Genomic DNA, 26,347 nt, shown 5'->3' with positions numbered 1-26,347 from the left:
GTGGTAGCGCGGCTCGTTGGGCAGCGTCGCGATTTCGCGGCGCAGGTCGATCACCGCGTTGCCGACCTCCAGCACCGAAAACAGCCAGCGCAGCGTGTCGCGCTTCGTTTCGGGCTCGTTCTGCGACAGCGAATTGATCTGGAACATCAGATCGCGCGCACCGCTCTCGAAGCGCGAGCGCACGCGCGCAAGACTCGCGCGGCCAGCCAGCACCACCTGGCGGCGCAGGTCGACGAGCAGGCGGTTGCGCAGCCACGGCGTGGACGGCGGCAGCAGCACCGCGAAAGCGATCGACGCCACCAGCATCGACAGCACCAGCGCGAGCGCGTCGTTCATGAACGAGCTCGGGTCGTAGTGAATCACGTTGTCGGGGCCGGCGAGGAAGCAGAAGAAGATGCAGTAGCCGACGCCGTAGCCCGCGAGCTTCGCACGCGTGGTCATGAACACGCCGAGCAGCAGGAACGGCGTGAGCGCGACACACAGCATCACGAAGCCGTCGATGTGCGGATACACGCCGAATACCGCGGTCATGCCCATCAGCGCCGCGAGCACGGTGCCGCCGGCCATCTGGAACGCGGTGCGCTTCGGGTCCGGCGACGACGACGCGAGCGCGCACACGGCCGCCGCGTCGAGCGTCAGCGTCGAGCCGCTCGGCCAAGCGGTCGCGATCCAGAACGCACCGAGCACCAGCATCACGATGGCCGCGCGCAGGCCCGCGACGCCGGCTGCGATCGCGTTGGTTTTCGGTTCGTAGCGCTCGATCCAGCGTTCGCGCGCGTGCGTGTCGACCGCGAGCGACGCGTAGGTCGCCGCATATGCGTGCAGGTCGTCGATGAAGCGGTACAGCAGCTCGGCACCGGTGTCGAAATCGAGCAACGGCGCGTCGGGGTGGGTTTCGAGCTCGTCGCGGGTCGCGCGCACGCGTTTCGGCAACTCGCTCCTGTAGGTGTCGAGCTGCGCCGCGGCGTGCGCGGCGTCGGCCGCGCTCAGCACCGGCTCGCCCGACTTCGCGAGCAACGGCGCGATCTCCTTAAAGTACGGCTCGAGCGCGTCGATCGCGATCGACGCGCCGTGCGTGCCGTTCTCGCGCAGACGGTTCATCAACTGATGCAGCGCGTGAAAGCGCGTCGACGCGGTCATGAACTCGCTGTTCAGACGCGCGAGGCGCCCGCCGCGCATCCGCGAATCGGGACCTTCGAACATGGCCATGCTGCGCGCGGCCTCGAAACCGACGATGTCGGCGACGAAGCGCGCATTGGTCGCTTCGATCTGCGCGCGGTCGTTGCGCCCGGCGAGCGACGCCGACACGTATTCGACGAAGGCCGAGAAGCGCGCGCGCACGGTGCTGCGCATCTGCTGGCCGGCGAACTGCGGAAACACGAGGCCGCTGACCGCGCCCGCGCAGATGATGCCGATCACGACTTCGGCGACCCGCGTGAGCGCACTGAGGAACGCGCCATCCGGATGCTGCCAGGTCGGGATGCCGATCAGCGCGGCCGTGTAGCCGGCCAGCACGAAACCGTACGAACGGAAGTTGCGATTGCGTGCGGCGCCGGCGGTGCAGATGCCGACCCAGATCGCGGTCGTGATCAGGAACAGCTCCGGCTGCTGCGCGAACAGGCCGATCAGCGCGAGCATCACGACCAGACCGACCAGCGTGCCGCAGATCCGGTAGAAGCTTTTCGCGAACACCGCGCCGCTTTGCGGCTGCATCACGATGAACACGGTGGTCATCGCGGTGCGCGGCTGCGGCAGATCGAGTTTCATCGCGATGCCGAGCGCGAGGAAACACGCGGCGAGCGATTTGAACAGATACATCCACACGAGGCCGTCGGTGCGCGCCCAGTGGGCGGCGGCTTCGTAGAGCGCGGCGAACGACGCGGGGCGCGCGGTCGACGGGGAGGACGAGGAGGACATGGCTTTTGTTACTCGGACGCGGGCGCGTTCGGGGCGCGCGAGGCGGTGGTGGCGGTGGTGACTGCGTTTGTCGTGGCGTTGCCATTCGCATCCGCCTTTGCCTTCGCCGTGCCGCTATCCGCCGAGCCGCTCTTGCCTTCGTTGCTGCCCTTGCCATGCGCCGGCAAGGTTTCGTTATCCCGCGGACCGTTGGCCGGATCGTCGAGACCGCCGCCGAGCGCCGTCATTAGCGACGCATGCGCACCGAGACGCTCGGCCTGCACCTTGGCGACGCCTTCCTGCGCGCGCAGCAACTGGTTCTGCGCGACCAGCACGTTCAGATAGTCGGTCAAGCCGCGCCGGAAGCCCTCGCGCGACAGATCGTAGTTCCTGCGCGCGGCGGCGACCGAGCGGTCGGCGTCGTCGGCCTGGGTGGTCAGCGAACGGATGCGGATCACCTGATCGGAGATGTCCTTCAGGGCGGTGACGATCGACTGGTTGTAGCGCTCGACCGCCTCGTCGTAGCCCGCCGACGCGGCGCCGAGCTGAGAGCGCAGCCGGCCGCCGTCGAAGATCGGCAGCGTCAGCGCGGGGCCCACGCTCCAGCTATGCGACGGACTCTTCAGGAACTGGAACAGCGGCCCCATCGCCGCATAGCCGCCGATGGACGCGAGCAGGTTGATGTCCGGATAGAACCCGGCCTTCGCGACGTCGATGCCGCGCGCCTGCGCGGCGACCGTCCAGCGCGCCGCGACGACGTCGGGGCGGTGGCCGATCAGATCCGCCGGCAGCGCGGCCGGCAGACCGGCGGGCGCGGCGAGCGACAAGGTCGGGCGCTGGATCGCGTCGCCGGCGCCCGGACCCTTGCCCGCGAGCGCGGCCAACTGATTGCGGCCGAGCGCGATCTTCTCCTCGATCGCGTCGATCTGGCGCTCGTACTCGGGCATCGGCGTTTCGGCCTGGCTCACTTCGAGCTGCGTGCCGATGCCGCCCTTCAGGCGCCGGTTCGCGAGGTCGACGATTTGCTGCTGTTGTTGCAGCGTGGCCTTCGCGATGTCGAGCAGCGCATAGTTCAACGACATCTCGATATAAGTGCGCACGACGTTCGCCTGCAGTTCGAGCTGCGCGGCGCGCGCGTCGGCGGCGCTCGCGTGCGCGAGGTCGAGCGCGCGCTCGGCGGCGTTCTTGTCCTTGCCCCAGAAGTCGAGGTGATAGGAGAGGCCGAGCGTGCCGGTGTTGTTCCACGACTGCTCGCCGGCGAGCGGCCCCGGCCCGTAGAACACGTTGTCGGGCCACTGCTCGCGCTGGATCGACAGGCTGCCGTTGACTTGCGGCGCGAGCGCCGCGCGCGCGACACCGGCCATCGACGCCGCCTCGCGCACGCGCGCCTGGGCGACCGCGAGACTCGGATTGCCGGCCTGTGCGTCCGCGATCCACTGGTTCAGCTGCGGATCGTCATAGGCGCGCCACCAGTCGGCGGCGGGCCATTGCGCATCGGCGTTGGCGGCACGAATCGCGTTGCCGGCGTCGAGCGATGAAGGATTGATCGTGCGCGTTTGCGGCGCCACGCCCCCGGTACTTGCGCATCCGGCGATTGTTAATAGGATCGTAAGAACCGAGGCTGCGGCGATCCCTTTGTGTACCGGAGACTGCACGATTTCCTCCAAATTTGACTATAGAACCTTGTGCGCAATTATATTTTTCGATCAATTGCGGAATAACCGGTAATGATGCAAGGCATTTTTACAAGACATGAGATAATGGCCATTGCTGATCGTGTAACAATCGCTGCCGATTTTTCGCAACTGTGTTGCATGGGATCGGAGCAAGGGCGAAAGCGCCCACTCCGGTCGACAGAGGATAGGTATGGACACGCTTCAAAACATGCGCGTATTCGTCCGCGTCGTCGAAGCGGGCAGCTTCACTGGCGCCGCGCAGCATCTGAACACGACGACGGCCTACGCGTCGCGCGCGGTTTCCGATCTGGAAGCGCATCTGCGCACGCGGCTGTTGAACCGGACCACGCGCCGCATCGCGCTGACCGAGGCGGGCGAGCGCTATCTGCAGCGCTGTGAGCAGATCCTCGCGTACGTGGATCAGGCGGAGGCCGAGGCGAGCGACGCCCATGCGCGCCCATCCGGCAAGCTGAAGGTTCACGCGATGACGAGCTTCGGCCAGCACTACGTGGTGCCGGCCGTTAGCCGTTATCAGCAGCGCTACCCGGACGTGCATGTCGAGCTGACGCTCGCGCAGCGCATGCCGGATCTGCTCGACGAAGGCTTCGACGTGTCGCTGACGCTCGCCACCGGCCTGCCGGACTCGGGGCTCGTATCGCAGCGCATTGGCAGCGCGTTCAGCATTGCGTGCGCGTCGCCTGCGTATCTCGAGCGGCACGGCGTGCCGCAAACACCCGCGGATCTCGCGCAGCACAACTGCCTGCAGATGGTGACGCCGGTGTACCCGCCCGACAAATGGACCTTCGACGGCCCGAACGGCGAGGAACTCGTGTCGCTCGGCTCGGCGACGTTCCAGGTGAACGTGGCCGAGGCGATGGTCGTGGCTGTCGCCCAGGGCATGGGTATCGCGCTGATTCCGATCTACTCGGCGATCAGCGGTTTGCGCAGCGGCGAGCTGGTGTGGCTGCTGCCCGAGTACACGTCGCAGCAGATGAACCTGTATGCGCTGTATCCGTCGCGGCAGTATCTCGATGCGAAGATCCGCACGTGGGTCGAGTTCCTGCGCGACGAGTTGCCCTCGACGCTCGCGGCGGATCAGGAAGAATTGCGGCAGTTCGCGCGAACCTGACCGCCCGGTTCGTCATGGGTTGACGTTCGAGGGGCGCGCGGCGTGACAGCGTGTTACACACGCGCCGCGCCGCAACATTTCTTTACTTCTGCCGCGCAGTCGATTTGTTAACGTGTCGTTCACGCGTCGCCGCTCTGGCCGTACGCGCTGGATTCGCCGCCGTTCGGCACCTCGCAACCACTGAAGGACGACACATCCATGGATACGCACCTGATGATCGGCTTGGCCGTCATGTTCGGATTGATTGGCGTCGCCGCGTCGCGTGATCTGTTGCGACGCATACGTGTACAGCAGCCGCGCCTCGTGCCGGTCGAGGTCGAGTCACAGGATGCGCCGCGGCGAGAGCGGTGAGCGGCCCCGCTAGAATCAGCTAGATCTCGACGACCTTGTTCCACGCAAACAGCGGATTTTCCCACTCGCGCTTGCGCCGGTCGAAATAGCCGCGCGGATTGCACACGACACGCGTGCCGTCCACCACATAGTCGAACGACGTATGCGTGTGGCCGTGAATCCATAACGCGACGGGCGCGCGCACGAGCTCCGGCAGGTGATTGACGAAGCCCGCCGACGCGCGGTCCTCGGCAAAGCGCTCGGCGAGACTCAGCCGATGCGGCGCATGGTGCGTGACCACGATCGTTTGGCCGGCGAACGGTTTGGTCAGCTCGCTTTCGAGCCACGCGCGCGCATGCTGGTGCAGCGCGAGCGAGTCGGCGGGCGTGAAGTCGCGCGCGGCGTCGCGCGGGTCGTGCGGCCAGTTCATCTGGATCAGCCCGCGATAGTCGAGCATGACGCGGCGCGCGGCGACGATCGATTCCTCGATAGCTTCGGGCGTCGCGCCGTACAGCGCGAAGTCGGTCCACAACGTCGTGCCGAGCACGCGCCAGCGCCCCTGGCTATCGACGAGCGTGGCGTTGTTCAGCACGTGCACGTTATCGACCTGCGCGGCCGCGTCGAGCGTTGCGCTCTCCAGCGCGCCGAACTCACCGTCGTAGTACTCGTGATTGCCGGGCACGTAGACGACCGGCACCGTGTCGTCGAACGCCTGTGCGGCCCAGCGCGGGCCGGCCCCATGGTTGTGAATGTCGCCCGCCAGCACGACCAGATCCGCCTGCGCATGCGGGATCAGTTCAGGCTCGTCGTTTTCCAGATGCAGATCGGACAGCACGCGAATCTTCACGGACGCGACTCCTGCGAAACGCCGCCGCGCCGGATCGCGGAGGCTTCAAACATTAGCGTAGCACCTTGCCCGGATTCATCAGGTTCAGCGGATCGAGCGCGTGCTTGATCGCGCGCATCATCCGCACCTCGACATCCTGCTTGTAGTGCGCGGCTTCGTCGATCTTCAGCTGGCCGAGTCCGTGTTCCGCACTGATGCTGCCGCGGTGCGCATTCACGCTGTCGTAGACGATCCGGTTGATCGGGCTCTGGTACTGCCGCAGAAACGCTTTCGCGTCGACGCCCTCGGGCGCCTGCACGTTGTAGTGCAGATTGCCGTCGCCCAGATGGCCGAACGTGACCATGCGCGCGCCCGGCGCGGCTTGCGCGATCGCGGCATCGGTCGCTTCGATGAAGTGGCCGATGCGTGAGATGGGCACCGCGATGTCGTGCTTGATGTTCAGCCCTTCCTCGGCCTGCGCGAGCGGAATGTGCTCGCGCAGATTCCAGAACGCGCGCGACTGCGCGAGGTTTTCCGCGACCACGGCGTCTTCGACGAGACCCTGTTCGAGCGCGGTTTCCATCAGCCCCTCGAACAGCGTGCGCGCGTGCTCTTCGCTTTCGCTGTCCGACAGTTCGAGCAGCACGACTTGCGCATGCGGCTCGGCGAACGGATAACGCATCTGTTCGAAATGCCGGCCGACGAGGCGCAGGCAGAAATCCGACATCAGCTCGAAGCCGGTCAGCAGCGGCCCGGCGACGCGTTGCGTGAGCGCGAGAAAATCGAGCGCCGCATGCGGCGACGCGAGCGCGGCGAGCGCCGTGACGCGCGCCGCCGGCTGCGGATGCAGCTTCATCACTGCCGCGGTAATCAGGCCGAGCGTGCCTTCCGCGCCGATGAACAGGTCGCGCAGATCGTAGCCGGTGTTGTCCTTGCGCAGCCCGCGCAGGCCGTCCCACAGTTCGCCTTGCGGCGTCACCACTTCGAGGCCGAGGCATAGCTCGCGCGTGGTGCCATAGCGGAGCACGCCGGTGCCGCCCGCGTTGGTCGACAGATTGCCGCCGATCGTGCAGCTGCCTTCGGCGGCGAGGCTCAGCGCAAACAGACGCCCGGCCGCTTCGGCGTGCTTCTGCACGTCGGCGAGGATCACGCCGGCTTCGACGGTGATCGTGTTGTTGTGCGGATCGATGTCGCGCACGCGATTCAATCGGCGCAGGCTGATGACCGCTTGCGCGCCGCTAGCGTCAGGAGTCGCGCCGCCCGCGAGGCCTGTGTTGCCGCCTTGGGGCACCAGCGCGACGCGATGTTCGACCGAGAGTGTGACGAGCGCGGCGGCTTCCGCGGACGTGGCCGGGCACAGCACAGCGCAGGCCGCGCCGGTGTAGCGGCGGCGCCAGTCGGTCAGAAAGGGAGCGGTGTCGTGCGGATCGGTCAGGACGTGAGCCGCGCCGATGGCGTCGCGGCAGGCGGCGAGAAAAGCGGTGTGGTTCATGTGGATCGGTTGACGGTTTTGAAGCTTGGACGTCAGGCGGGCGGGGTTGGTTCGCGGGTGGTTTGCTTTGCAGCCTGCTTTGCGGCTTGTTTCGCGGCGCGTTTCGCCGCGCGCTTGAACGGCCCCACATACGCGAGCGCGCAGGTGAAGAAGATCACGGCGAGCGCTGCTTGCAGCCAGCCGAGCCGCGCGCCCAGGCCTTGATCGCTCCAGCCGCGCACGACGCCTTCGGCGAAATACAGCAGGACCAGCATCGACGCCCATTGCATCGTATAGAGCCGACGCCGCCACACGCCCGGCAACGCGGAGAGCAGCGGCAACGCCTTCAGCACGAGCAGGGAGCCGCCAGGCCGCAACGGCGCGAGCCACCATTCCCATGCGACCGCCAGCACGATCATCGCGACCAGTGTGAAAGCGGCGACGAGCGCGGCGGCGGCTTTGGGCTGCACGGGTACGACGGTTGCGGCTGCCGACGTGCTTGCGAATTCCGCGCCGCTGGCGTCCCGACGGGCGTCGTCGCGGTCGGTTGGTTGCGGGTGCGGGTCGTTCACGGCTTTGCGCTCACGGCCTTTCGGACATCGACGCCGCCGTGCGCGCAACCCGCGCACCCAGCGCGATGGCGAGCGTCCGTTCGTCGGCGGAGATGCCATGGCCGGTCGTGCCCACGCGCGCGAAATGCGACGCGCCGTACGGCGTACCGCCGGTTTGCGTGGTGGACAGCACGCTCTCCGTGTACGGAATGCCGACGATCAGCATGCCGTGATGGAGCAGCGGCAGCATCATCGACAGCAGCGTGGATTCCTGGCCGCCGTGCAGGCTGCCGGTCGACGTGAACACGCAGGCCGGCTTGCCCGCCAGCGCGCCCGATAGCCACTGCGGCGTGGTGCCGTCGAGAAAGTATTTGAGCGCGGCCGCCATGTTGCCGAAGCGGGTCGGCGAGCCGAGCGCGAGGCCCGCGCATTCTTCGAGGTCACGCAGCTCGACGTACGGTGGTCCTTCGGCGGGGATGTCCGGCTCGCTCGCCTCGCAGACCGTGGAAACCGCCGGTACGGTGCGCACGCGCGCCTGCATGCCGGGGACGCTGTCGACGCCGTGCGCGATCGCCAGCGCGAGCTCGCGCGTGGCGCCGTGACGGCTGTAATAAAGCACGAGAATGTCTTTCATAGGCCTCATCATTGAACGGGTATTATAGGGGTTCGGTCCGTTGCACAGGCCATTCATAGCCGTCCGGCCAGCAGGTCCGGCCGAACGCCGCACGGGGTTCCCGCAGTCCCGTTCCGACGGTTCAGCAAGCAAGGAGGCAGGTTTGTTGGTTAGGGTGCGTTTCGATCTCGACACGCTCAAACGGCTCGCGGCATTCGCCGCGCAACGCATCGGCGAGGACCGGATTCCGCAGGTCGCGGGCAGCCTGACGTTCACCACGATGCTCGCACTCGTGCCGCTCGCCACCGTCGCGTTTGCGCTGTTCACCGCGTTTCCGATCTTCAGCTCGTTCCAGGCGTCGTTGCAGTTTTTTCTTGCCGATCACCTGATGCCCGCGCAACTGAACGATCAGATCTTCAAGTATCTGAACGAGTTCGCGTCGAAGGCCAAAGGGCTGACCACGATCGGCATGATCATCCTGTTCGTCACCGCGGTGATGACGATGATGACCGTCGAGTCCGCGTTCAACGTGATCTGGCGCGTGCGCAAGGCGCGGCCCGTCGCGCAGCGCATTCTCGTGTACTGGGCGATCATCACGCTCGGTCCGATCCTGATCGGCGTGAGCCTGTCCATCTCGTCGTATCTGTTCACGCAATCGATGTCGTTCAGCGCCGCGCAGCGCATCACACCGCTGATCGAATGGGCGCTCGCGAGCGCCACGCTGCCGTTCACGATGCTCGCGTTCACGATCCTTTACGTTTATTTGCCGAACTGCCGTGTCGAATGGCGCGACGCGGTGGTCGGCGGCGTGATCGCCGCGGTCGCGTTCGAGCTCGCCAAGCGCGGCTTCGGCTACTACGTGCGCCGTATTCCGACCTATACGGCCGTGTACGGCGCGTTCGCCGCGGTGCCGCTGTTCCTCGTGTGGATGTATCTGTGCTGGTTCATCACGCTGACCGGCGCGATGATCGCATCGGCGTTGCCGGCGATCCGCATCGGTCAGTTTCACCGCCCGGTGTTCTATGGCAGCAATCTGTTCGATTCGCTCGAATTGCTCGCGCGGCTGTGCGAAGCGCGTGAGGGCGGCAGACGCGGCTACACGATGCCCGAGCTTGCACGCATGCTTCGCCGCGACAAGGATACGACGCTGATTCTGTTGCAGCGTCTCGAGGAGATCGAATGGATCGCGCGGCTGGAGGAGGACCATACCGGCCCGCACTACGTGCTGCTCGCTAACCCGGCGCAGGTGACCGTGCAGCGGCTGTACGACCTGTTCGTGATCGACCGCGCGGAGCTCACGTATCAGCTCGAACTCGACTCCACGCGGGTTGACGGCGGCATGCTGCTCGCCGCGCTCGACAACGACCAGCTGAAGGTGACGCTCGCCGCGCTGCTCGCTTCGCGCGCGGCGGCAAGGGCGGCGCGACCCGGAGACGAACGTGCGGCGGCTTCGATGCCGCACCAGGCGGCATGACAGGTCGGCTCGACTTCGAGCCGACCTGGTAAAACTACAACGATATCTTCCCCACGCAGATGTCCTTGAACATCACCCAGTCGCCCATCAGGCTGTAAAGCGGATGACGGAAGGTGGCCGGCTTGTTCTTTTCGAAGAAGAAATGGCCGACCCACGCGAAGCCATAGCCGCACACCACCGCCGCCGGCAGCCATACCCAGCTGCCGGTGGCGAGCGCCATCGCGAGAAAGCCAATTACACCGAGCGAGCCGACGAAATGCAGCCGCCGCGACGCGATGTTGCGATGCTCGCTCAGGTAGTAAGGGTAAAACTCCGCGAAGCTCGCGAAGTGATCGGTATGTGCTGTATGAGCCATAACGGCCTCCGGAGGCTGAAAGAGACGCTTCAAATCATTCTCCGGCGATCGCCTGCCTAACGCAACCTGGCCATTTGGCCAATGGCGCGTCAGGTTCGGCGTGGATATCGTCGTGATTCAGCGCGCTTCGTGCGGCGCACGCGTAGCGAAGCTGTACAGCGCATCGAGCGTCGCGTCGGGTTGCTCGGTCATCAAAGCGTGGCCCGCATCGAGCATGACGGTGTCGACCGGCGTGCCCGCCTGCGCGAGCGCATCGGCGAGCGCTTTCGCCGCGCGCGGTGGCGTCATCGCATCGCGCCGGCCGACGATCAGGCGCGTCGCGCAACGCACCTGCGCCGCGCGGGCGAGGCCGTCCGCATAGGTATGGCATGCGGTGAAATCGGTGTGGAACAGATGCGGTTCGCCGCTCGCGGACACGTGCTCCATCAGCCGCTGGTTCATACCGTGCAGCCAGAAGCCGGGGCCGGGGCACGAGGGCTTCGCCGCGAGCGTCGAATGCGACCACTGATTGACCATGTCGATCGCCTCGGGCTCCCGATTGAACGCGGCGTCGAGCAGCGCGTCGGAAACCGTCATCGGCAGCGCGCTCGCGAGCAGCGCAAGATGCGTGGCGCGCTGCGGATAGCGGCCGGCGAAGTCGAGCGCGATCAGCGAGCCCATGCTGTGACCGGCGACGAATGCACGCGCGACGCCCACGGCATCGAGCAGCGCGGCGAGCCAGTCGGCCAGCGCGGCGATGCTGGCGAGCGCGGGGCCGGCGCTGCGCCGGTGGCCCGGCAGGTCGAGCGCGAGCACGCCGAAGCCGTGATGCGCGAAATAGCGGCTTTGCAGCGCCCACACGCTGTGATCGTGCTCGGCGCCGTGGATGAACACGGCGCTCGGCAGGCTCGCGTCGAAGGGTTTGCCGCCGGTGTAGGCGTAGGCCGGTTTGCCTTGGACGGTGACGATCATGCGGACTCCGGTCGGGCGGGGGCGTTCGTGGCGGCGGGCGCCGCAGCGGCGGTTTTTTGCGCGGCCTTCAGCGCGCGCTTGAGATCGTCGATCAGGTCATCCGGATCTTCGAGCCCGATCGACAGACGGATCGTGCCTTCGGTGATGCCGGCCGCGGCGAGCGCCGTGGCATCCATGCGGAAGTGCGTCGTCGATGCCGGGTGGATCACCAGCGAGCGCGCGTCGCCGACGTTCGCGAGGTGGGAGAACAGCGTCAGCGCTTCGATGAAGGCGCGCCCGGCCGCGCGGTCGCCGCGCAGGTTGAAGCTGAACACCGCGCCGGCGCCGCGCGGTAGCAGCCGCTTCGCGAGCGCGTGGTCGGGATGCGTCGGCAGCTCGGGATAGGCAACCGATTCGACCGCCGCATGACCGGCGAGAAACTCGACCACGCGGCGTGTGTTCGCGACGTGCCGCTCCATGCGCAACGGCAGCGTCTCGATGCCTTGCAGCAATTGCCACGCGGCCTGCGGATGCAGGCACGCGCCGAAGTCGCGCAAGCCTTCGCGCCGCGCGCGCAGCAGGAACGGCGCGACCGTGCTTTCCTCGGCGAACACCATGCCGTGGAAACCGTCGTACGGCTCGGTGAATTCGGGAAAGCGGCCGGAAGCCTCGAAGTCGAACGTCCCCCCGTCGACCAGCACGCCGCCGATCGTCGTGCCGTGGCCGCCGAGAAACTTGGTCGCCGAGTGGTAGACGAAGTCGGCGCCGTGTTCGAACGGGCGCAGCAGGTAGGGGGTCGTGAAGGTCGAGTCGACCAGCAACGGCACGCGGTGCGCGTGCGCGATCTGCGCGAGCGCGGCGATATTGAGCACCTCGAGGCCCGGATTGCCGAGCGTTTCGCCGAACAGCAGCCGCGTATTGGGGCGCAGCGCGGCGCGCCACGCGTCGAGGTCGCCGGGTTTCACGAAGGTCGTCTCGATACCGAAGCGCCGCAGCGTGTAATGCAGCAGATTGTGCGAGCCACCGTACAGCGCGCTCGACGCGACGATGTGCGAGCCGGCGCCCATCAGCGTCGCGATCGCCAGATGCAGCGCGGCCTGGCCGCTCGCGGTGCCGATCGCGCCGGCGCCGTTTTCGAGCGCGGCGACGCGCTCTTCGAACACGGCGACGGTCGGATTCGAGATGCGCGAGTAGACGTGGCCGGCGCGCTCCATGTTGAACAGCGCGGCGGCGTGGTCCGAGTCGCGGAACGAAAACGACGTGGTCTGGTAGATAGGCGTCGCGCGCGCGCCGGTGGCGGGGTCGGGGGCAGCGCCGGCGTGCAGCGCAAGCGTATCGAAACGGTTGGCGGACATCGTGTGCGGCGGGCCGGGAGGGGCCACGCGAATGATCAGGGTGGGCCGGCCATCCTATCATTGGCGCGCGCCGCTTCAAGCGCAATTTTCCCGCGGGGCGGAGCACGGGTTTGTGCGGCTCGTGCCGGGAGCGGGGCATGCTCGCTATCTGGAAGTCAGATGAATTGGAGCCTCCGAAAGCCCGCCGAGCCTTGGCTGGCGGGCCGCTTTCCTTTTATGGGCCTTTCCGATAGGATCGAAACAACCATTTAATGCACTGCAAGATTGGCGGTACCAGGAGATAGATGATGCGAGTCAGCGACATTCTTAAAGTCAAGGGCAACACCCTTTTTACGGTCACGCCGGATACCACGCTGCATGACGCCGTCATCACCATGGCCGAGCACGACATCGGCTCGCTCGTCGTGATGGAGTACGGCGACCTCGTCGGCATGCTGACGTTTCGCGAAATCATTCTGACCTTGAGGGAGAACGGCGGCAGCGTCGGTACGTCGACGATCCGCAAGGTGATGGACGACCATCCGCTCACCTGCACGCCCGAAACCGACGTCAACGAAGTGCGCCGCATGATGCTCGAGCATCACGTGCGTTATCTGCCGGTCATGGAAAGCCGCACGCTGATGGGCGTCATCTCGTTTTACGACGTCGCCAAGGCGGTGGTCGAGGAGCAGGGGTTCGAGAACCGCATGCTGAAGGCCTATATCCGCGACTGGCCGGAAGAGCAGGAAGGACAGGACCAGCAGCCGGCGCGTTGATGCGCGTGGCTCGAACGTCGCGCTCCGGCCGCCGCCGCGAGCGCGAATCCGCCGACAGGGCGCGCGCGCAAGCGGGCGCTTTTTTTGTGTCCGGGCCGTTTGTCCGCCGCTCCGCGCGCTTCATTGCCATTTTCCGCGCCGTTGTTCTGAATTCATGAACGATCGTCCGTTGCCTGCCGCCCGGCGCGCCGCTCGCGCGCATGAAGCGCACGAATCCCAGTTCCGCCTGCTTCGCCAGCGTCGTTTCGCGCCGTTCTTCTGGACGCAGTTTCTCGGCGCGATGAACGACAACGTGTTCAAGATCGGCTTCACGTCGCTCGTCACGTATCAGGCGGCGCGGTTTTCGGGCGTCGACCCAAAAACCGCGGCGTTCCTGATCTCGGCGATTTTCATTTTGCCGTTCGTGCTGTTTTCGGCCACTTCCGGCCAGATCGCGGACAAGTACGACAAGGCGTTGCTCACGCGTCTCGTCAAGACTTTCGAGATCGCGGTGATGCTGGTCGGCGGCGCGGGCTTCTGGCTGCATAGCGCACCGTTGCTGTATCTCTGCACGTTCCTGATGGGCGTGCATTCGACCGTATTCGGGCCGGTCAAGTATTCGTATCTGCCGCAGCATCTGTCGAAGGCGGAGTTGGTCGGCGGCAACGGCATGATCGAGATGGGCACCTTCGTCGCGATCCTGGTCGGCACGATCGTCGGAGGCGCGGGCGCGGGGTTCGCCGAGCATGGCGCGGTGGTGCTCGCTGGCGCGTGTATCGCGATCGCGCTGATCGGGCGCGCGGTCTCCGGCTTCGTGCCGGCTACGCCGGCGCCGCAACCCGGGTTGCGCATCAACTGGAACCCAGTCAGCGAAACGTGGCGCAATCTGAAACTGGCGCACGAGAACCGCACGGTGTTTCTGAGCCTGCTCGGCATTTCGTGGCTGTGGTTCGTCGGCGCGACGTTCCTCGCGTCGTTTTTCAATTTTGCGAAGGACGTGCTGTCCGCCGATCCGGACGTCGTGACCGTGCTGCTCGCCACGTTCTCAATCGGCATCGGCATCGGCTCGCTGCTGTGCGAACGGCTGTCGAAGCGGCGGATCGAAGTCGGCCTCGTGCCGCTCGGCTCGATCGGCATGAGCGTGTTCGCGATCGATCTTTTTTTCGCGAGCCACGCGCTGCCGCCGGCGGGGCATCTGCTCAGCGTCGGCGAATTTCTCGCGCGGCTCGCGCATTGGCGCGTGCTCGCCGATCTGTTCCTGCTCGCGATGTTCGGCGGCTTCTACAGCGTGCCGCTCTATGCGCTGATTCAGAGCCGTAGTCAGCCGAGTCATCGCGCGCGCATCATCGCCGCGAACAATATCCTCAACTCGCTGTTCATGATCGTGTCGGCGCTGATGGCGATGGCCCTGACCGCCGCGGGCTTCAGCATTCCGGCAATTTTTCTCGTCACCGCGCTGCTGAACGTGGTCGTCGCGGGCTACATCTATTCGCTCGTGCCCGAGTTCCTGCTGCGCTTCGTTGCGTGGCTGCTCGTGCATACGTTTTACCGGATCCGGCTCGTGCACGCGGAGCGCATTCCGGAGCACGGCGCGGCGGTGCTCGTGTGCAACCACGTCAGTTTCGTCGATGCGATCGTCATCATGGCCGAAAGCCCGCGGCCGATCCGCTTCGTGATGGACCATCAGATCTTCCGCTCGCCGTTCATCGGCTGGCTGTTCCGGCATGCGAAGGCGATCCCGATCGCGCCCGCGCATCAGGACGCGGCGCTGCTCACGCGTGCCTACGATCTGTGCGCGCAGGCGCTCGCGGACGGCGAGCTCGTGTGCATCTTTCCCGAAGGCAAGCTGACGCGCACCGGCGAACTGAATCCGTTTCGCCACGGCGTCGCCGAGATCGTCAGGCGCACGCCGGCGCCGGTTATTCCGATGGCGCTGCGCGGTCTGTGGGGCAGCGTGTTTTCGCGCGCGGTCGACGCCCACTGGCCGCGTCCGCTCAGAAAGGGCGTGATGACCCGGCTGAGCCTCGCGGTCGGCGAGCCGATCGACCCGGCGCTCGCGACGCCGGAAACACTGCAGCAGATCGTGACCGGGCTGCGCGGCGCGCGCAAATAGCCTTGGGCCGGTGCGCGGATGCTGAGGTCGCCAATTGCCCAGTATCACCCGCATTCGGCAGCGCTGTCGCCCAGCCCCGTCTTAGAGGCGAGCAGGCTGGCATAATAGCGTTCTCCCCGAATTTCTTTGGACGACGCTCATGTCCGGCAACACGCTCGGTACGCTTTTCACTGTCACGACCTTCGGCGAATCGCACGGCCCCGCTATCGGCTGCGTGATCGACGGCTGCCCGCCGGGCATGGCGCTCAACGAAGCCGATATCCAGTTCGAACTCGATCGCCGCAAGCCGGGCACGTCGCGCCACGTGACGCAGCGCCAGGAAGAGGACAAGGTCGAGATCCTGTCGGGCGTGTTCGAAGGTCAAACCACCGGCGCGCCGATCGCGCTGCTGATTCGCAATACCGACCAGCGCAGCAAGGACTACGGCAACATCGCCGAGACGTTCCGCCCCGGCCACGCCGATTACACCTACTGGCAGAAGTACGGCATTCGCGATTACCGCGGCGGCGGCCGCTCGTCGGCACGGCTGACGGCGCCGACGGTCGCGGCGGGTGCGGTCGCGAAGAAATGGCTGCGCGAGAAGTTCGGCACCGAGATTCGCGGCTATATGGCCGCGCTCGGCGAGATCGACGTGCCGTTCGTCGATTGGGCCCAGGTGCGCGAAAACCCGTTCTTCGTGCCGAATGCCGAGATCGTTCCGCAGCTCGAGGCGTATATGGACGCGCTGCGCAAGGACGGTGACTCGATCGGCGCGCGCATCAACGTGGTTGCCTCCGGTGTACCGGTCGGCCTCGGCGAGCCGCTGTTCGACCGCCTCGACGCCGACATCGCGCACGCGATGATGGGCATCAACGCGGTGAAAGGCGTCGAGATCGGCGCGGGCTTTGCGAGCGTCGCGCAACGCGGCTCGGTGCATGGCGACGAGTTGACGCCGGAAGGGTTCGTCGGCAATCACGCGGGCGGGGTGCTCGGCGGTATATCGACGGGGCAGGACATCACGGTATCGATCGCGATCAAGCCGACCTCGAGCATTCGCACGCCGCGCCGTTCGATCGACAAGGCGGGGCAGCCGGTGGTCGTCGAAACCTTCGGGCGGCACGACCCGTGCGTCGGCATTCGCGCGACGCCGATCGCCGAGTCGATGCTTGCGCTCGTGCTGATCGACCACGCGCTGCGCCATCGCGCGCAATGCGGCGATGTGGCCGTGAGCACGCCAAAGATCGCGGCGAGCGCGCCATAACGCCGACGCGGCCCGAGATTGGCGGCGAACGAGCCGCCATGAAAAAGAATAGGGAAGGGGACCAACGAAACGCGCAACAATGCGCGCAGACGAAAGCGCGAGCGCGCTATCGGAATTTGCCTTCGCGACGCTGCCGCTTATCGCACAGCGCCGCAAAGGCAAACAGCACAACAGTTACATATTCGGATAGTTCGGCCCGCCACCGCCTTCCGGCGTAACCCACACGATATTCTGCGTCGGGTCCTTGATATCGCAGGTCTTGCAGTGCACGCAGTTCTGCGCATTGATCACGAGTCGCTCGTTGCCTTCGTCGTTCTTCACGAACTCGTACACGCCAGCCGGGCAATAACGCGACTCCGGTCCGGCGTAGGTCTGCCAGTTCACGTTGACCGGTACGGTCGGATCTTTCAGCGTCAGATGCGCCGGCTGATTTTCCTCGTGATTCGTGTTCGAGATGAACACCGATGAGAGCCGGTCGAACGTCAGCTTGCCGTCCGGCTTCGGATACGTGATCGGCTTGCACTGCGAAGCCGGCTTCAGCATCTCGTGGTCGGAATGCTGATGATGCAGCGTCCAGGGCACGTTACCGCCGAGCAGCTTCTGCTCGACGCCGACCATCAGCGTGCCGAGGTAGAGACCCTTGCTCATCCACTGCTTGAAGTTACGCGCGCGATACAGCTCCGTGTAGAGCCACGACGTCTTGAAGGTTTCCGGATAAGCGGTCAGTTCGTCCGACTGACGGCCGGCCTGGACGGCGGCGAACGCGGCGTCGGCGGCGAGCATGCCGGTCTTGATCGCGGCGTGCGAACCCTTGATGCGCGACGCGTTCAGGAAGCCCGCGTCGTCGCCGACCAGCGCACCGCCCGGGAACACCAGCTTCGGCAGCGACATCAGGCCGCCCGCGGTGATCGCGCGCGCACCATACGACACGCGCTTGCCGCCTTCGAGAATCGCGCGGATCGCGGGATGCGTCTTATAGCGCTGGAATTCCTCGAACGGCGACAGATACGGATTCGAATAGCCGAGGCCGACCACGAAGCCGACCACGACCTGGTTGTTGTCCATGTGATAGAGGAACGAGCCGCCGTACGTGTCGTTTTCAAGCGGCCAGCCGGCCGTGTGCATCACCAGACCCGGCTTGTGCTTCGCGGGATCGATCTCCCACAGCTCCTTGATACCGATGCCGTACACCTGCGGATCGACGCCGTCGCGCAGCTTGAACTTCTCGTTCAGCTGGCGGCCGAGGTGGCCGCGCGCGCCTTCGCAGAACAGCGTGTACTTCGCGTGCAGTTCCATGCCGAGCTGGAAGTTCTCGGTCGGCTCGCCGTCCTTGCCGATGCCGAGGTTGCCGGTCGCGACGCCCTTGACCGAGCCGTCTTCGTTGTACAGCACTTCAGCGGCCGGAAAGCCCGGGAAAATTTCGACGCCGAGCGCCTCGGCCTGTTGGCCCAGCCAGCGCGTCACGTTCGCGAGGCTGATCACGTAGTTGCCGTGGTTCTTGAAATTGTCCGGCAGCGCCCAGTTCGGCACGCTCTTCGCGCCCGTCGCCGACAGAAACAGGAAGCGGTCTTCGGTCACCTCGACCGTCAGCGGCGCGCCTTTGTCCTTCCAGTCCGGGATCAGCTCGGTCAGCGCGCGCGGGTCCATCACCGCGCCCGACAGAATATGCGCCCCGATCTCAGAGCCTTTTTCGAGTACGCATACGCCAAGCTCGACGCCTTGTTCGGCGGCGCGCTGCTTCAGACGAATGGCAGCCGACAGGCCCGCAGGGCCGCCGCCGACGATGACGACGTCATACTCCATCGACTCGCGCGGGCCGTACTGCTCAATGAGACTTGCGGGGGTCATTGATGCTCCTCTTACCGTTAGAATGCTTTTTTCGGGTTCGTATTGTGGGCGATCGATTCCTGCGCCGCAACCCAAAAGCCACAGATTAGCACGAGCGTACTATTTCATGATACGGTATAGACCCTTAGTTGCGGTCGTACCAAACCCCGTCAACCGCAGTTGTCCTTACAACCGAACAAGGAAAGACAATGGGCCGTTCGATCAATCTGGAAGGCAAGGTCGCGCTGATCACTGGCGCCTCGAGCGGGTTGGGCAAGCGCTTCGCGCAGGTGCTGTCGCAGGCGGGCGCGAAGGTCGTGCTTGCGAGCCGACGTACCGAGCGGCTCAAGGAGCTGCGTGCGGAAATCGAGGCGTCCGGCGGCGCCGCGCACGTGGTGTCGCTCGACGTGACCGACTACCAAAGCATCAAGTCGGCGGTCGCGCACGCGGAAACCGAAGCCGGCACCATCGATATCCTCGTCAATAACTCGGGCGTGTCGACTACGCAGAAGCTGTCCGAGGTCACGCCGGCGGACTTCGAATACGTGTTCGACACCAATACGCGCGGCGCTTTTTTCGTCGCGCAGGAAGTCGCCAAGCGCATGATCATGCGCGGCAACAACGCGCAGAAGCCGTCGTACCGGATCATCAACATCGCGTCGATGGCGGGCTTGCGCGTGCTGCCGCAAATCGGCCTGTATTCGATGAGCAAGGCCGCGGTCGTCCACATGACGAAGGCGATGGCGCTCGAGTGGGGCAAGCACGGCATCAATGTGAACGCGATCTGCCCCGGGTATATCGACACCGAGATCAACCATCACCACTGGTCGACCGATCAGGGGCAGAAACTGATTGCGATGCTGCCGCGTCATCGGGTTGGCAAGCCGGAGGACCTCGACGGGCTGCTCCTGCTGCTCGCGGCGGACGAATCGCAATTTATCAACGGCTCGGTGATCGCCGCCGACGACGGTTTCGGGCTCGCGTGAGCGGGCCGTCCTAAGTTTCAACAGTCAGGCAGCAAAAGCAAGAACGGAAGTACAGCATGAGCGATTTTCACGCAGTTTTCGAAATGACGATGCCGATTCGATGGCGCGACATGGACGCCTTCGGTCACGTCAACAACACGGTTTATTTCCGCTACATGGAGCAGGTGCGGATTTCCTGGTTCGAACAGATGGACTTTCTCGGCGAGCGGCCGGACGGCCAGGGGCCGGTGATCGTCAATGCGTCGATGGAGTTTCTGAAGCAGCTGCACTATCCAGGTGACGTGATCGGCCGGATGTCGGTGGCCACGCCGGGGCGCAGCAGCTTCGATACGGCTTTCGAGCTTCTGCGTGCCGATGAGCCGGATACGCTCTATGCGCGGGGCGCCGCGCGATGCGTGTGGATCGACTACGCGGCAGGCAAGTCGATGCCGGTGCCCGACGTGCTGCGCGCGGCCATCGAGAGCGCGGCGCTCGTCAAGGCGGCCTGACGGCGCTACCTGAGGGCGCGGTCGCGCGCCTCATACTCTCTTTCTCTGTCAATCTCCGAGCAGCCGCTGCAACAGCTCGGTCGCATTGCCCGTATCGTATTTGCGCATGAGCCGCGCACGGTAGACGTCGACCGTGCGCGGGCTGATGTCGAGCACGCGGCCGATCTGCTTGCTGGTCTTGCCCGTCACCAGTTGCGCGGCGATTTCGCGCTCGCGTGGCGTCAGTTCCACCGCCACCCGGCGGGTCGCGCTCAGATCCTCGAAGGTCCAGACACCCGCCGCGTGCGGGTCGGTGCGCTGCTGAGCGCGGCCCGTCACGTGACACCAGAACAGCTCGCCGTTCGCGCGTTTCATGATGCGGTCGTCCGCGTAACTGCCTTGCGCGGTCATGATCGGCGGGATGCGCGCGCCGATCCGCTCGAACTCATCCGCCGATGGATATAACACCTGGAATGACTGACCGATCAGCGCGTCTCGCGCGTAGCCGAAAATCGACGCGAGTTCGTCGTTGCAGTCTTCGATGGTCCGCTCGCGCGACAGCACGAGTCCGATCGGCGCGAGGTGAAACGCAGTGCGGTAATCCAGGGAGGGCATGGGCGGGGCGGCAAGTACTTATGTATTTTTGCGTATTGTGCCGTATGGCGGGCCCAGCGTACTCTTTCGCGCAGATGACAACGCGGCGCATGCCGCGGATGACTACTAGAATGACGTAGCGGTATCGTGAGGCGACGTGAAGTTCGCCAGTTGCGATATCAGCCGCAATGATCCGGCGGCCTGCGTACAGGTTTGGTTTCGGGTTTCCATAGAGGAAGGGACATACAGATGAACAAAGTCTATCCAGGCGCCGCCGAGGCGCTGAAGGACATCGTCAAGGACGGGCAGACGTTCGCCGTCGGCGGCTTCGGATTGTGCGGCATTCCCGAGGCGCTGATCGCGGCGCTGCGCGATTCGAAGGTGCGGGGCATCACCTGCATCAGCAATAACGCGGGCGTCGACGGTTTCGGCCTCGGCCTGCTGCTCGAGACGCGTCAGATCAGGAAGATGATCTCGTCGTACGTCGGTGAGAACAAGGAGTTCGAGCGCCAGTACCTGTCCGGCGAACTCGAGCTCGAATTCACGCCGCAAGGCACGCTCGCCGAGAAACTGCGCGCGGGCGGCGCGGGCATCCCGGCGTTTTTTACGAACACCGGCTTCGGTACGCAGATCGCCGAGGGCAAGGAAACCCGCCAGTTCGGCGAGAACCACTACGTACTCGAACATTCGCTGACCGCCGATATCGCGCTCGTCAAGGCGTGGAAGGCCGACAAGGCCGGCAACCTGATCTATCGCCGCACCGCGCGCAACTTCAATCCGATGTGCGCGATGGCGGGCCGCATCACCGTCGCGGAGGTCGAAGAGATCGTCGAAGTGGGCGAACTCGATCCGGACGCGATCCATACGCCTGGCATCTTCGTGCAGCGCATCGTGCTGAATGCGCATCCGGAAAAACGCATCGAACAACGCGTCGTCCGCGCGAAAGGAGACTGATCATGGCATGGACTCGTGACGAAATGGCCGCGCGCGCGGCGAAGGAACTGCAGGACGGCTTTTATGTGAACCTCGGCATCGGCTTGCCGACGCTGGTCGCGAACCACGTGCCGGCGGGCGTCGAAGTGTGGCTGCAGTCGGAAAACGGTCTGCTCGGCATCGGCCCGTCGCCGACCGAAGACGAAGTCGACGCGGACCTGATCAACGCCGGCAAGCAGACGGTGACCACGCTGCCCGGTTCGTCGATTTTCTCGTCGGCGGATTCGTTCGCGATGATTCGCGGCGGCCACATCAATCTGGCGATCCTCGGCGCGATGCAGATCAGCAAGAAGGGCGATCTCGCGAACTGGATGATCCCGGGCAAGATGATCAAGGGCATGGGCGGCGCGATGGACCTGGTCGCGGGCGTCAAGCGCGTGGTCGTACTGATGGAGCACGTCGCCAAGGGCGATCAGCACAAGATCCTCGAAGAATGCACGCTGCCGCTGACGGGCGTGGGGGTGGTCGACGAGATCATCACCGATCTCGGCGTGATCGAAGTGACCGAAAACGGCTTGAAAGTGACCGAACTTGCACCTGGCGTGAGCGTCGACGAAATCAAGGCGAAGACCGGCGCGCCGCTCGATGTGAGCGCGGTGAGCTGACGAGGGTTCAAACGCCGCTGCGCGCGTCGATGCGACCACGCGGCGGCAACGATGTTTTCGGACGGGCGAGACGCGAGTCTCGCCCGTTCCATTTTTTGGCGCGCGGCGCCGGATGCGCCGGACGGTTTGCACGACCTTCCTACGCCTTCTGGCCGATGCTTGCCGCGCGACGAAGCGGTTTACAATCGTTCGCAGCCCAATCCGCAGCGTCTTTGCAAGGACACCAGATGAGCGCAACGACTTCCGCTTCCCCCACCGGGCGGCCCGAGCCGCGTCAACGTTACGTGCAGTGCGCGAGCGCTGCCGGCCTGCATCGCGTCGCCTACACCGAGTGGGGCGATCCGGACAATCCGCGCGTGCTGCTGTGCGTGCACGGACTGACACGATCGGGGCGCGATTTCGACCGGCTCGCTGCCAACTTCGCGGAAACCTATCGCGTGGTGTGCCCGGACGTGGTTGGCCGGGGCTTGTCGTCGTGGCTCGCGAACCCCAACTTATATGCGGTGCCGCAGTACGTCGCCGACATGGTCACGCTGATCGCGCGGCTCGACGTCGAGACCGTCGACTGGTTCGGCACCTCGATGGGCGGCCTGATCGGCATGGGGCTCGCCGGTCTGCCGGACACCCCGATCCGCAAGCTGCTGCTGAACGACGTCGGGCCGCATCTGGAGCCGGTCGCGGTCAAGCGCATCGGCGATTACCTCGGCAAGCCCGCACGCTTCGATACGCTGCAGCAGGGTGTCGACTACGCGGCGCAACTCGCGCAGGGCTTCGGCCCGCTGACGCCTGACGAATGGCGCGAAGTCAATTCGCCGTTGCTGCGCGAAGACGACGGCGCGTGGGTGCTGCGCTATGACCCGCGCATCGCCCAGCCGTTCGAGGCGGTCACCGAGGAAGCGGCGAAGCTCGGCGAAGCGGCGCTGTGGCATTCGCTCGCGTCGTTTCAGGGGCCGGTGCTCGTGGTGCGCGGTGAGCATTCGGATTTGCTGTCGCGTGAAACGGTCGCAAAGATGGTGGCGGCCGGGCGTGCCGTAGCGAGCGTGGAGATCGCGGGCGTCGGTCATGCGCCGGCGTTTCTCGCGGCGGACCAGATCGCGCTCGCGAGGGAGTTCTTCATCGGTTCGGCCGCGAACGGGTCATAATATTGAGTTCCGCATGAAGCTTTTATCAGCAGTGTCGTGCGGCATGTAGTTCGATCAACCCTCAGCTCAGGACATTTCATGGCAGTCATTCGTTATCACGTCGGCAAGCGTCTCTCGGAAATGGCCGTGCACAACGGCACTGTGTACCTCGCGGGTCAGATCGCCGAGGACGACGATCAGGACATCACCGGCCAGACGCGTGAAGTGCTCGGCCACATCGACCGTCTGCTCGCTGAAGCGAACAGCGACAAGTCGCTGCTGCTGTCGGTGCAGATCTATATCTCGGACATGGCGCATTTCGCCGGCATGAACGCCGTGTGGGACGAGTGGGTCGCGCAGGGCGACACGCCGCCGCGCGCGACCGTCGAGGCAAAGCTCGCGAATCCGAAGTGCCTCGTCGAAATCGTCGTGATCGCGGCGCAGCGCAGCTGACTTGCGGTTGCGAGGCCGCACCGTTGCTGATTTTCCGTTGAATCGTCTGGCCCGGCGGGCCGTCGCACCATGAATACCGAAACCGTTCCGAACGCGCCTCACCCCCATCGTTCCTTCGACGAAGCGATGGCGTTCGTGCGCGAACATGCGGGCGAGGTGCGGCTGTCGTCGGGCGAATTGCTCGCGGATCACGCGGCGGGCACCGCGTCGATCATGCGCAAGCTCAACGTCGATCCGCCGGCGGTGCTGGCCGCGGCGCTGTTCGCGCTAACACCGCATCTGCACGATCCGGAGCGGGTGATCGCCGACAACTTCGGCGAAGAAGTCGCGCAACTGGTCGGCGACGTGCGCAAGCTGCTGCGGCTCGGCACGGTCAGTTTGCGTGCGGCGCAAAACGCGATGCCCGAGGCCGGGCGTGACGCGCAGGCTGCGCGCCGCGCGCAGGTCGAGGCGCTGCGCAAAATGCTGCTCGCGTTCGCGCAGGACATTCGCGTCGTGCTGATCCGCCTCGCGTCGCGGCTGCAATCGCTGCGTTACTACGCAGCCGCGAAGATCACGCCGTCGCCGGACGTCGCGCGCGAAACGCTCGATATCTACGCGCCGCTCGCAAACCGCCTCGGCATCTGGCAATTGAAGTGGGAGCTCGAGGATCTCGCGTTCCGTTTCGAGGAGCCGGACACCTACAAGCGCATCGCGAAGCTGCTCGACGAGAAGCGCGTCGAGCGTGAGAGCTATGTCGCGCAGGCAATCGAACGCCTGCAGCAGGAGCTGGCCGCCGCGCATATCCGCGCCGAAGTGAGCGGCCGGCCGAAGCATATCTACAGCATCTGGCGCAAGATGCGCGGCAAGCAGCTCGACTTCGCGGAGCTGTACGACGTGCGCGCGTTTCGCGTGATCGTGCCGGACATCAAGGACTGCTACACCGTGCTCGGCATCGTGCACAACCTGTGGCAGCCGGTGCCGAAGGAGTTCGACGATTACATCTCCCGGCCGAAGCCGAATGGCTACAAGTCGCTGCACACGGTCGTGATCGGCGACGACGGCCGCGCGTTCGAAGTGCAGATCCGCACGCAGGAAATGCATCGCTTCGCCGAATACGGCGTTGCCGCGCACTGGCGCTACAAGGAAGCGGGTGCGCGCGGCTATGGCGGCACGTTCACCGCGAGCGAGAAATACGACGAGAAGATCGCCTGGCTGCGACAGCTGCTCGCATGGAAGGACGAGGTGTCCGAGGGTGAGCATGGCGAAACGGGCGCGGTGCAGCCATGGGAGCAGTTGCGCCAGGCGACGCTCGACGACGATCACATCTACGTGCTGACGCCGCAGGCGCGCGTGATTCCGTTGCCGCACGGCGCGACGCCGATCGACTTCGCGTATCACCTGCACAGCGAGCTTGGGCATCGTTGCCGCGGCGCGCGCGTCGACGGCGTGATGGTGCCGCTCAACACCGCATTGCAGAACGGCCAGACGGTCGAGATCGTGGCGGTGAAGGAGGGCGGTCCGTCGCGCGACTGGCTCAATCCGCAACTTGGCTATCTGCAAAGCGGGCGAGCGCGGCAGAAGGTGCGCGCGTGGTTCAACGCGGTCGAGTTGGAGGAGCACATCGCGAACGGTCGCGCGATGGTTGAAAAAACCCTGCAGCGTGAAGGCAAGACCTCGGTCAATCTTGATCAGTTGGCCGCGCGGCTTGGTTTCAAGACCACCGACGACCTGTTCTCCGTGGTCGGCAAGGAGGAATTCAGCCTGCGGCTCGTCGAGCAGGCGCTGCACGACGCGCCGCCGCCCGAGCCCGAGGTCGAGGCACCGGAAAAATTCGAGAAACGCAGCAGTGGCGCGAGCGTCGCGCGCGGCGCGTCTACCGGCGTGCTGGTGGTCGGCGTCGATGCACTGCTCACCCAGCTCGCGCGCTGCTGCCGCCCCGCGCCGCCCGACGATATCTGCGGCTTCGTCACGCGCGGCAAGGGCATGTCGGTGCATCGCAGTGACTGCGCAACGTTCCGCCGCATGGCAGAGCGCGCGCCGGAGCGTGTGCTGCAGACCGCGTGGTCGGCTGACGTGATGAGCGGCCGCGGCCAGTCCGTCTACCCGGTCGATCTCAGCATTGAGGCGACGGACCGACAGGGCTTGCTACGTGATATCTCCGAAGTGTTCGCGCGGGAAAAGATGAACGTGATCGGCGTGAAGACGCAATCACGCCGCAATGCCGCGTTCATGCAATTTACCGTCGAGGTATCGAGCTCTGCGCAGATCCAGCGCGCGTGTACGTTGCTGGGCGAAATCACGGGAGTGGTGCGGGCGACGCGCAAGAACTGAGGCCGGGACGATTGAAAAAAGGCCTGCTGACGGCGAGACGAATTAAAGTCGCTGCATAAAAGTACTTGCCAAGCTGCGATATACCCCATATACTCTCGTTTCTTCAGGCTCGTAGCTCAGCTGGTTAGAGCACCACCTTGACATGGTGGGGGTCGTTGGTTCGAGTCCAATCGAGCCTACCAACGAAATGAAATTCCGGCTTCGCCGGGGTTTCGCAAACTGCAGTAAGCGCTTGGAGCGCAAGAGGCGAATACGGTTATGACACCGCGAACGTTGACCGAAACCACTTCGGAAC

The 26,347-nt window shown here is 65.2% G+C and carries 24 protein-coding genes and 1 tRNA gene; 14 read left to right on the top strand and 11 right to left on the bottom strand.

Annotated elements, in window-relative coordinates:
* Together AB3X89_RS30150 and AB3X89_RS30145 are read right to left on the bottom strand one after the other, a co-directional pair.
* On the bottom strand, positions 1-1,917 hold a 1,917-nt coding region (locus AB3X89_RS30150), incomplete at its 3' end, for an FUSC family protein (protein WP_368586540.1).
* 8 nt (positions 1,918-1,925) lie between these two features.
* On the bottom strand, positions 1,926-3,551 hold the full coding sequence (locus AB3X89_RS30145; protein ID WP_368586539.1) for an efflux transporter outer membrane subunit: 1,626 nt from the start codon (positions 3,549-3,551) through the stop codon (positions 1,926-1,928).
* A gap of 211 nt (positions 3,552-3,762) precedes the next feature.
* Between AB3X89_RS30145 and AB3X89_RS30140 the strand changes: the two genes are divergently transcribed.
* Together AB3X89_RS30140 and AB3X89_RS30135 are read left to right on the top strand one after the other, a co-directional pair.
* The gene (locus AB3X89_RS30140; RefSeq protein WP_368586538.1) at positions 3,763-4,701 is read left to right on the top strand and encodes a LysR family transcriptional regulator; all 939 of its coding nucleotides are present in this window, start codon (positions 3,763-3,765) and stop codon (positions 4,699-4,701) included.
* A 198-nt stretch (positions 4,702-4,899) separates the two neighbouring features.
* Positions 4,900-5,052: a hypothetical protein gene (locus tag AB3X89_RS30135; protein WP_368586537.1), complete on the top strand. Its 153-nt coding sequence runs from the start codon at positions 4,900-4,902 to the stop codon at positions 5,050-5,052.
* Positions 5,053-5,071: 19 nt separating this feature from the next.
* Here AB3X89_RS30135 and AB3X89_RS30130 read toward each other — a convergent pair whose 3' ends face one another.
* From AB3X89_RS30130 to wrbA, 4 genes are read right to left on the bottom strand one after another with little or no spacing between them, the layout of a single operon-like run.
* Positions 5,072-5,878, bottom strand: a complete 807-nt coding sequence (locus AB3X89_RS30130) for a metallophosphoesterase (RefSeq protein WP_368586536.1) — start codon at positions 5,876-5,878, stop codon at positions 5,072-5,074.
* 52 nt (positions 5,879-5,930) lie between these two features.
* On the bottom strand, positions 5,931-7,349 hold the full coding sequence (locus AB3X89_RS30125) for an FAD-binding oxidoreductase (protein ID WP_368586535.1): 1,419 nt from the start codon (positions 7,347-7,349) through the stop codon (positions 5,931-5,933).
* 32 nt (positions 7,350-7,381) lie between these two features.
* A complete protein-coding gene (locus AB3X89_RS30120) occupies positions 7,382-7,900 on the bottom strand; it encodes a DUF2069 domain-containing protein (RefSeq protein WP_368586534.1) in 519 nt (172 codons plus the stop codon).
* A 10-nt stretch (positions 7,901-7,910) separates the two neighbouring features.
* Positions 7,911-8,513 (bottom strand): NAD(P)H:quinone oxidoreductase, encoded by a 603-nt coding sequence (gene wrbA, locus AB3X89_RS30115; RefSeq protein ID WP_368586533.1) that lies wholly within the window; start codon positions 8,511-8,513, stop codon positions 7,911-7,913.
* A 142-nt stretch (positions 8,514-8,655) separates the two neighbouring features.
* Here wrbA and AB3X89_RS30110 point away from each other — a divergent pair, with 142 nt between their 5' ends.
* Positions 8,656-9,966 (top strand): YihY family inner membrane protein, encoded by a 1,311-nt coding sequence (locus AB3X89_RS30110; protein WP_368586532.1) that lies wholly within the window; start codon positions 8,656-8,658, stop codon positions 9,964-9,966.
* 34 nt (positions 9,967-10,000) lie between these two features.
* Here the strand turns inward: AB3X89_RS30110 and AB3X89_RS30105 are convergent, their stop codons facing one another.
* From AB3X89_RS30105 to AB3X89_RS30095, 3 genes are all read right to left on the bottom strand, one after another.
* On the bottom strand, positions 10,001-10,321 hold the full coding sequence (locus AB3X89_RS30105) for an Mpo1-like protein (RefSeq protein ID WP_368586531.1): 321 nt from the start codon (positions 10,319-10,321) through the stop codon (positions 10,001-10,003).
* 117 nt (positions 10,322-10,438) lie between these two features.
* Positions 10,439-11,272 (bottom strand): alpha/beta fold hydrolase, encoded by an 834-nt coding sequence (locus tag AB3X89_RS30100; protein WP_368586530.1) that lies wholly within the window; start codon positions 11,270-11,272, stop codon positions 10,439-10,441.
* Complete coding sequence (locus AB3X89_RS30095; protein WP_368586529.1) at positions 11,269-12,606, bottom strand: O-acetylhomoserine aminocarboxypropyltransferase; 1,338 nt, start codon at positions 12,604-12,606, stop codon at positions 11,269-11,271. The genes AB3X89_RS30100 and AB3X89_RS30095 overlap by 4 nt, the downstream gene beginning before the upstream one ends.
* Positions 12,607-12,893: 287 nt before the next feature.
* On the opposite strand from AB3X89_RS30095, the gene AB3X89_RS30090 reads away from it, so the two are divergent.
* From AB3X89_RS30090 to aroC, 3 genes are all read left to right on the top strand, one after another.
* Positions 12,894-13,361 carry a CBS domain-containing protein gene (locus AB3X89_RS30090; protein ID WP_176108073.1) on the top strand — a complete coding sequence of 156 codons (468 nt, stop codon included), beginning with the start codon at positions 12,894-12,896 and terminating at the stop codon, positions 13,359-13,361.
* Between the two features lie 154 nt (positions 13,362-13,515).
* Complete coding sequence (locus AB3X89_RS30085; protein WP_368586528.1) at positions 13,516-15,453, top strand: MFS transporter; 1,938 nt, start codon at positions 13,516-13,518, stop codon at positions 15,451-15,453.
* A gap of 139 nt (positions 15,454-15,592) precedes the next feature.
* Positions 15,593-16,693, top strand: coding sequence for a chorismate synthase (aroC, locus tag AB3X89_RS30080; RefSeq protein ID WP_008924141.1), 1,101 nt, complete (start codon positions 15,593-15,595; stop codon positions 16,691-16,693).
* Between the two features lie 174 nt (positions 16,694-16,867).
* Here aroC and AB3X89_RS30075 read toward each other — a convergent pair whose 3' ends face one another.
* Positions 16,868-18,541, bottom strand: a complete 1,674-nt coding sequence (locus tag AB3X89_RS30075; RefSeq protein ID WP_368586527.1) for an electron transfer flavoprotein-ubiquinone oxidoreductase — start codon at positions 18,539-18,541, stop codon at positions 16,868-16,870.
* 188 nt (positions 18,542-18,729) lie between these two features.
* On the opposite strand from AB3X89_RS30075, the gene AB3X89_RS30070 reads away from it, so the two are divergent.
* Together AB3X89_RS30070 and AB3X89_RS30065 are read left to right on the top strand one after the other, a co-directional pair.
* Entirely contained in the window at positions 18,730-19,506 is a 777-nt protein-coding gene (locus AB3X89_RS30070) for an SDR family oxidoreductase (protein ID WP_013089927.1), read from the top strand.
* A 56-nt stretch (positions 19,507-19,562) separates the two neighbouring features.
* Positions 19,563-19,994 (top strand): acyl-CoA thioesterase, encoded by a 432-nt coding sequence (locus AB3X89_RS30065; RefSeq protein ID WP_368586526.1) that lies wholly within the window; start codon positions 19,563-19,565, stop codon positions 19,992-19,994.
* 48 nt (positions 19,995-20,042) lie between these two features.
* Here AB3X89_RS30065 and AB3X89_RS30060 read toward each other — a convergent pair whose 3' ends face one another.
* Complete coding sequence (locus tag AB3X89_RS30060; RefSeq protein ID WP_176108078.1) at positions 20,043-20,588, bottom strand: LuxR C-terminal-related transcriptional regulator; 546 nt, start codon at positions 20,586-20,588, stop codon at positions 20,043-20,045.
* Between the two features lie 228 nt (positions 20,589-20,816).
* On the opposite strand from AB3X89_RS30060, the gene AB3X89_RS30055 reads away from it, so the two are divergent.
* The 6 genes from AB3X89_RS30055 (at position 20,817) to AB3X89_RS30030 (ending at position 26,234) form a co-directional block, all read left to right on the top strand.
* Positions 20,817-21,521 (top strand): CoA transferase subunit A, encoded by a 705-nt coding sequence (locus AB3X89_RS30055; protein ID WP_368586525.1) that lies wholly within the window; start codon positions 20,817-20,819, stop codon positions 21,519-21,521.
* Between the two features lie 2 nt (positions 21,522-21,523).
* Positions 21,524-22,165, top strand: a complete 642-nt coding sequence (locus AB3X89_RS30050) for a CoA transferase subunit B (RefSeq protein ID WP_013089923.1) — start codon at positions 21,524-21,526, stop codon at positions 22,163-22,165.
* 227 nt (positions 22,166-22,392) lie between these two features.
* Positions 22,393-23,307, top strand: a complete 915-nt coding sequence (locus AB3X89_RS30045; protein ID WP_368586524.1) for an alpha/beta fold hydrolase — start codon at positions 22,393-22,395, stop codon at positions 23,305-23,307.
* Between the two features lie 78 nt (positions 23,308-23,385).
* Positions 23,386-23,739, top strand: a complete 354-nt coding sequence (locus AB3X89_RS30040; RefSeq protein WP_018435253.1) for a RidA family protein — start codon at positions 23,386-23,388, stop codon at positions 23,737-23,739.
* A gap of 69 nt (positions 23,740-23,808) precedes the next feature.
* Positions 23,809-26,052, top strand: a complete 2,244-nt coding sequence (locus AB3X89_RS30035) for a bifunctional (p)ppGpp synthetase/guanosine-3',5'-bis(diphosphate) 3'-pyrophosphohydrolase (RefSeq protein WP_368586523.1) — start codon at positions 23,809-23,811, stop codon at positions 26,050-26,052.
* Positions 26,053-26,157: 105 nt separating this feature from the next.
* A tRNA-Val gene (locus AB3X89_RS30030) sits at positions 26,158-26,234 on the top strand.
* Positions 26,235-26,347: the final 113 nt, after the last annotated feature.

Origin of the sequence: Paraburkholderia sp. BR14320 (assembly GCF_040948665.1) — a bacterium.
Lineage (GTDB): Bacteria > Pseudomonadota > Gammaproteobacteria > Burkholderiales > Burkholderiaceae > Paraburkholderia > Paraburkholderia youngii.
The sequence above is the reverse complement of the archived record's forward strand: the minus strand, read 5'-3'. Positions and strand labels throughout refer to the sequence as shown.

Bases quoted from the DNA above. Each gene is read 5' to 3' on its own strand.
- AB3X89_RS30140 (WP_368586538.1), top strand. From the start codon at position 3,763: ATGGACACGCTTCAAAACATGCGCGTATTCGTCCGCGTCGTCGAAGCG.
- AB3X89_RS30135 (WP_368586537.1), top strand. From the start codon at position 4,900: ATGGATACGCACCTGATGATCGGCTTGGCCGTCATGTTCGGATTGATT.
- AB3X89_RS30125 (WP_368586535.1), bottom strand. From the start codon at position 7,349: ATGAACCACACCGCTTTTCTCGCCGCCTGCCGCGACGCCATCGGCGCG.
- wrbA (WP_368586533.1), bottom strand. From the start codon at position 8,513: ATGAAAGACATTCTCGTGCTTTATTACAGCCGTCACGGCGCCACGCGC.
- AB3X89_RS30105 (WP_368586531.1), bottom strand. From the start codon at position 10,321: ATGGCTCATACAGCACATACCGATCACTTCGCGAGCTTCGCGGAGTTT.
- AB3X89_RS30100 (WP_368586530.1), bottom strand. From the start codon at position 11,272: ATGATCGTCACCGTCCAAGGCAAACCGGCCTACGCCTACACCGGCGGC.
- AB3X89_RS30095 (WP_368586529.1), bottom strand. From the start codon at position 12,606: ATGTCCGCCAACCGTTTCGATACGCTTGCGCTGCACGCCGGCGCTGCC.
- AB3X89_RS30090 (WP_176108073.1), top strand. From the start codon at position 12,894: ATGCGAGTCAGCGACATTCTTAAAGTCAAGGGCAACACCCTTTTTACG.
- AB3X89_RS30085 (WP_368586528.1), top strand. From the start codon at position 13,516: ATGAACGATCGTCCGTTGCCTGCCGCCCGGCGCGCCGCTCGCGCGCAT.
- aroC (WP_008924141.1), top strand. From the start codon at position 15,593: ATGTCCGGCAACACGCTCGGTACGCTTTTCACTGTCACGACCTTCGGC.
- AB3X89_RS30075 (WP_368586527.1), bottom strand. From the start codon at position 18,541: ATGACCCCCGCAAGTCTCATTGAGCAGTACGGCCCGCGCGAGTCGATG.
- AB3X89_RS30070 (WP_013089927.1), top strand. From the start codon at position 18,730: ATGGGCCGTTCGATCAATCTGGAAGGCAAGGTCGCGCTGATCACTGGC.
- AB3X89_RS30065 (WP_368586526.1), top strand. From the start codon at position 19,563: ATGAGCGATTTTCACGCAGTTTTCGAAATGACGATGCCGATTCGATGG.
- AB3X89_RS30060 (WP_176108078.1), bottom strand. From the start codon at position 20,588: ATGCCCTCCCTGGATTACCGCACTGCGTTTCACCTCGCGCCGATCGGA.
- AB3X89_RS30055 (WP_368586525.1), top strand. From the start codon at position 20,817: ATGAACAAAGTCTATCCAGGCGCCGCCGAGGCGCTGAAGGACATCGTC.
- AB3X89_RS30050 (WP_013089923.1), top strand. From the start codon at position 21,524: ATGGCATGGACTCGTGACGAAATGGCCGCGCGCGCGGCGAAGGAACTG.
- AB3X89_RS30045 (WP_368586524.1), top strand. From the start codon at position 22,393: ATGAGCGCAACGACTTCCGCTTCCCCCACCGGGCGGCCCGAGCCGCGT.
- AB3X89_RS30040 (WP_018435253.1), top strand. From the start codon at position 23,386: ATGGCAGTCATTCGTTATCACGTCGGCAAGCGTCTCTCGGAAATGGCC.
- AB3X89_RS30035 (WP_368586523.1), top strand. From the start codon at position 23,809: ATGAATACCGAAACCGTTCCGAACGCGCCTCACCCCCATCGTTCCTTC.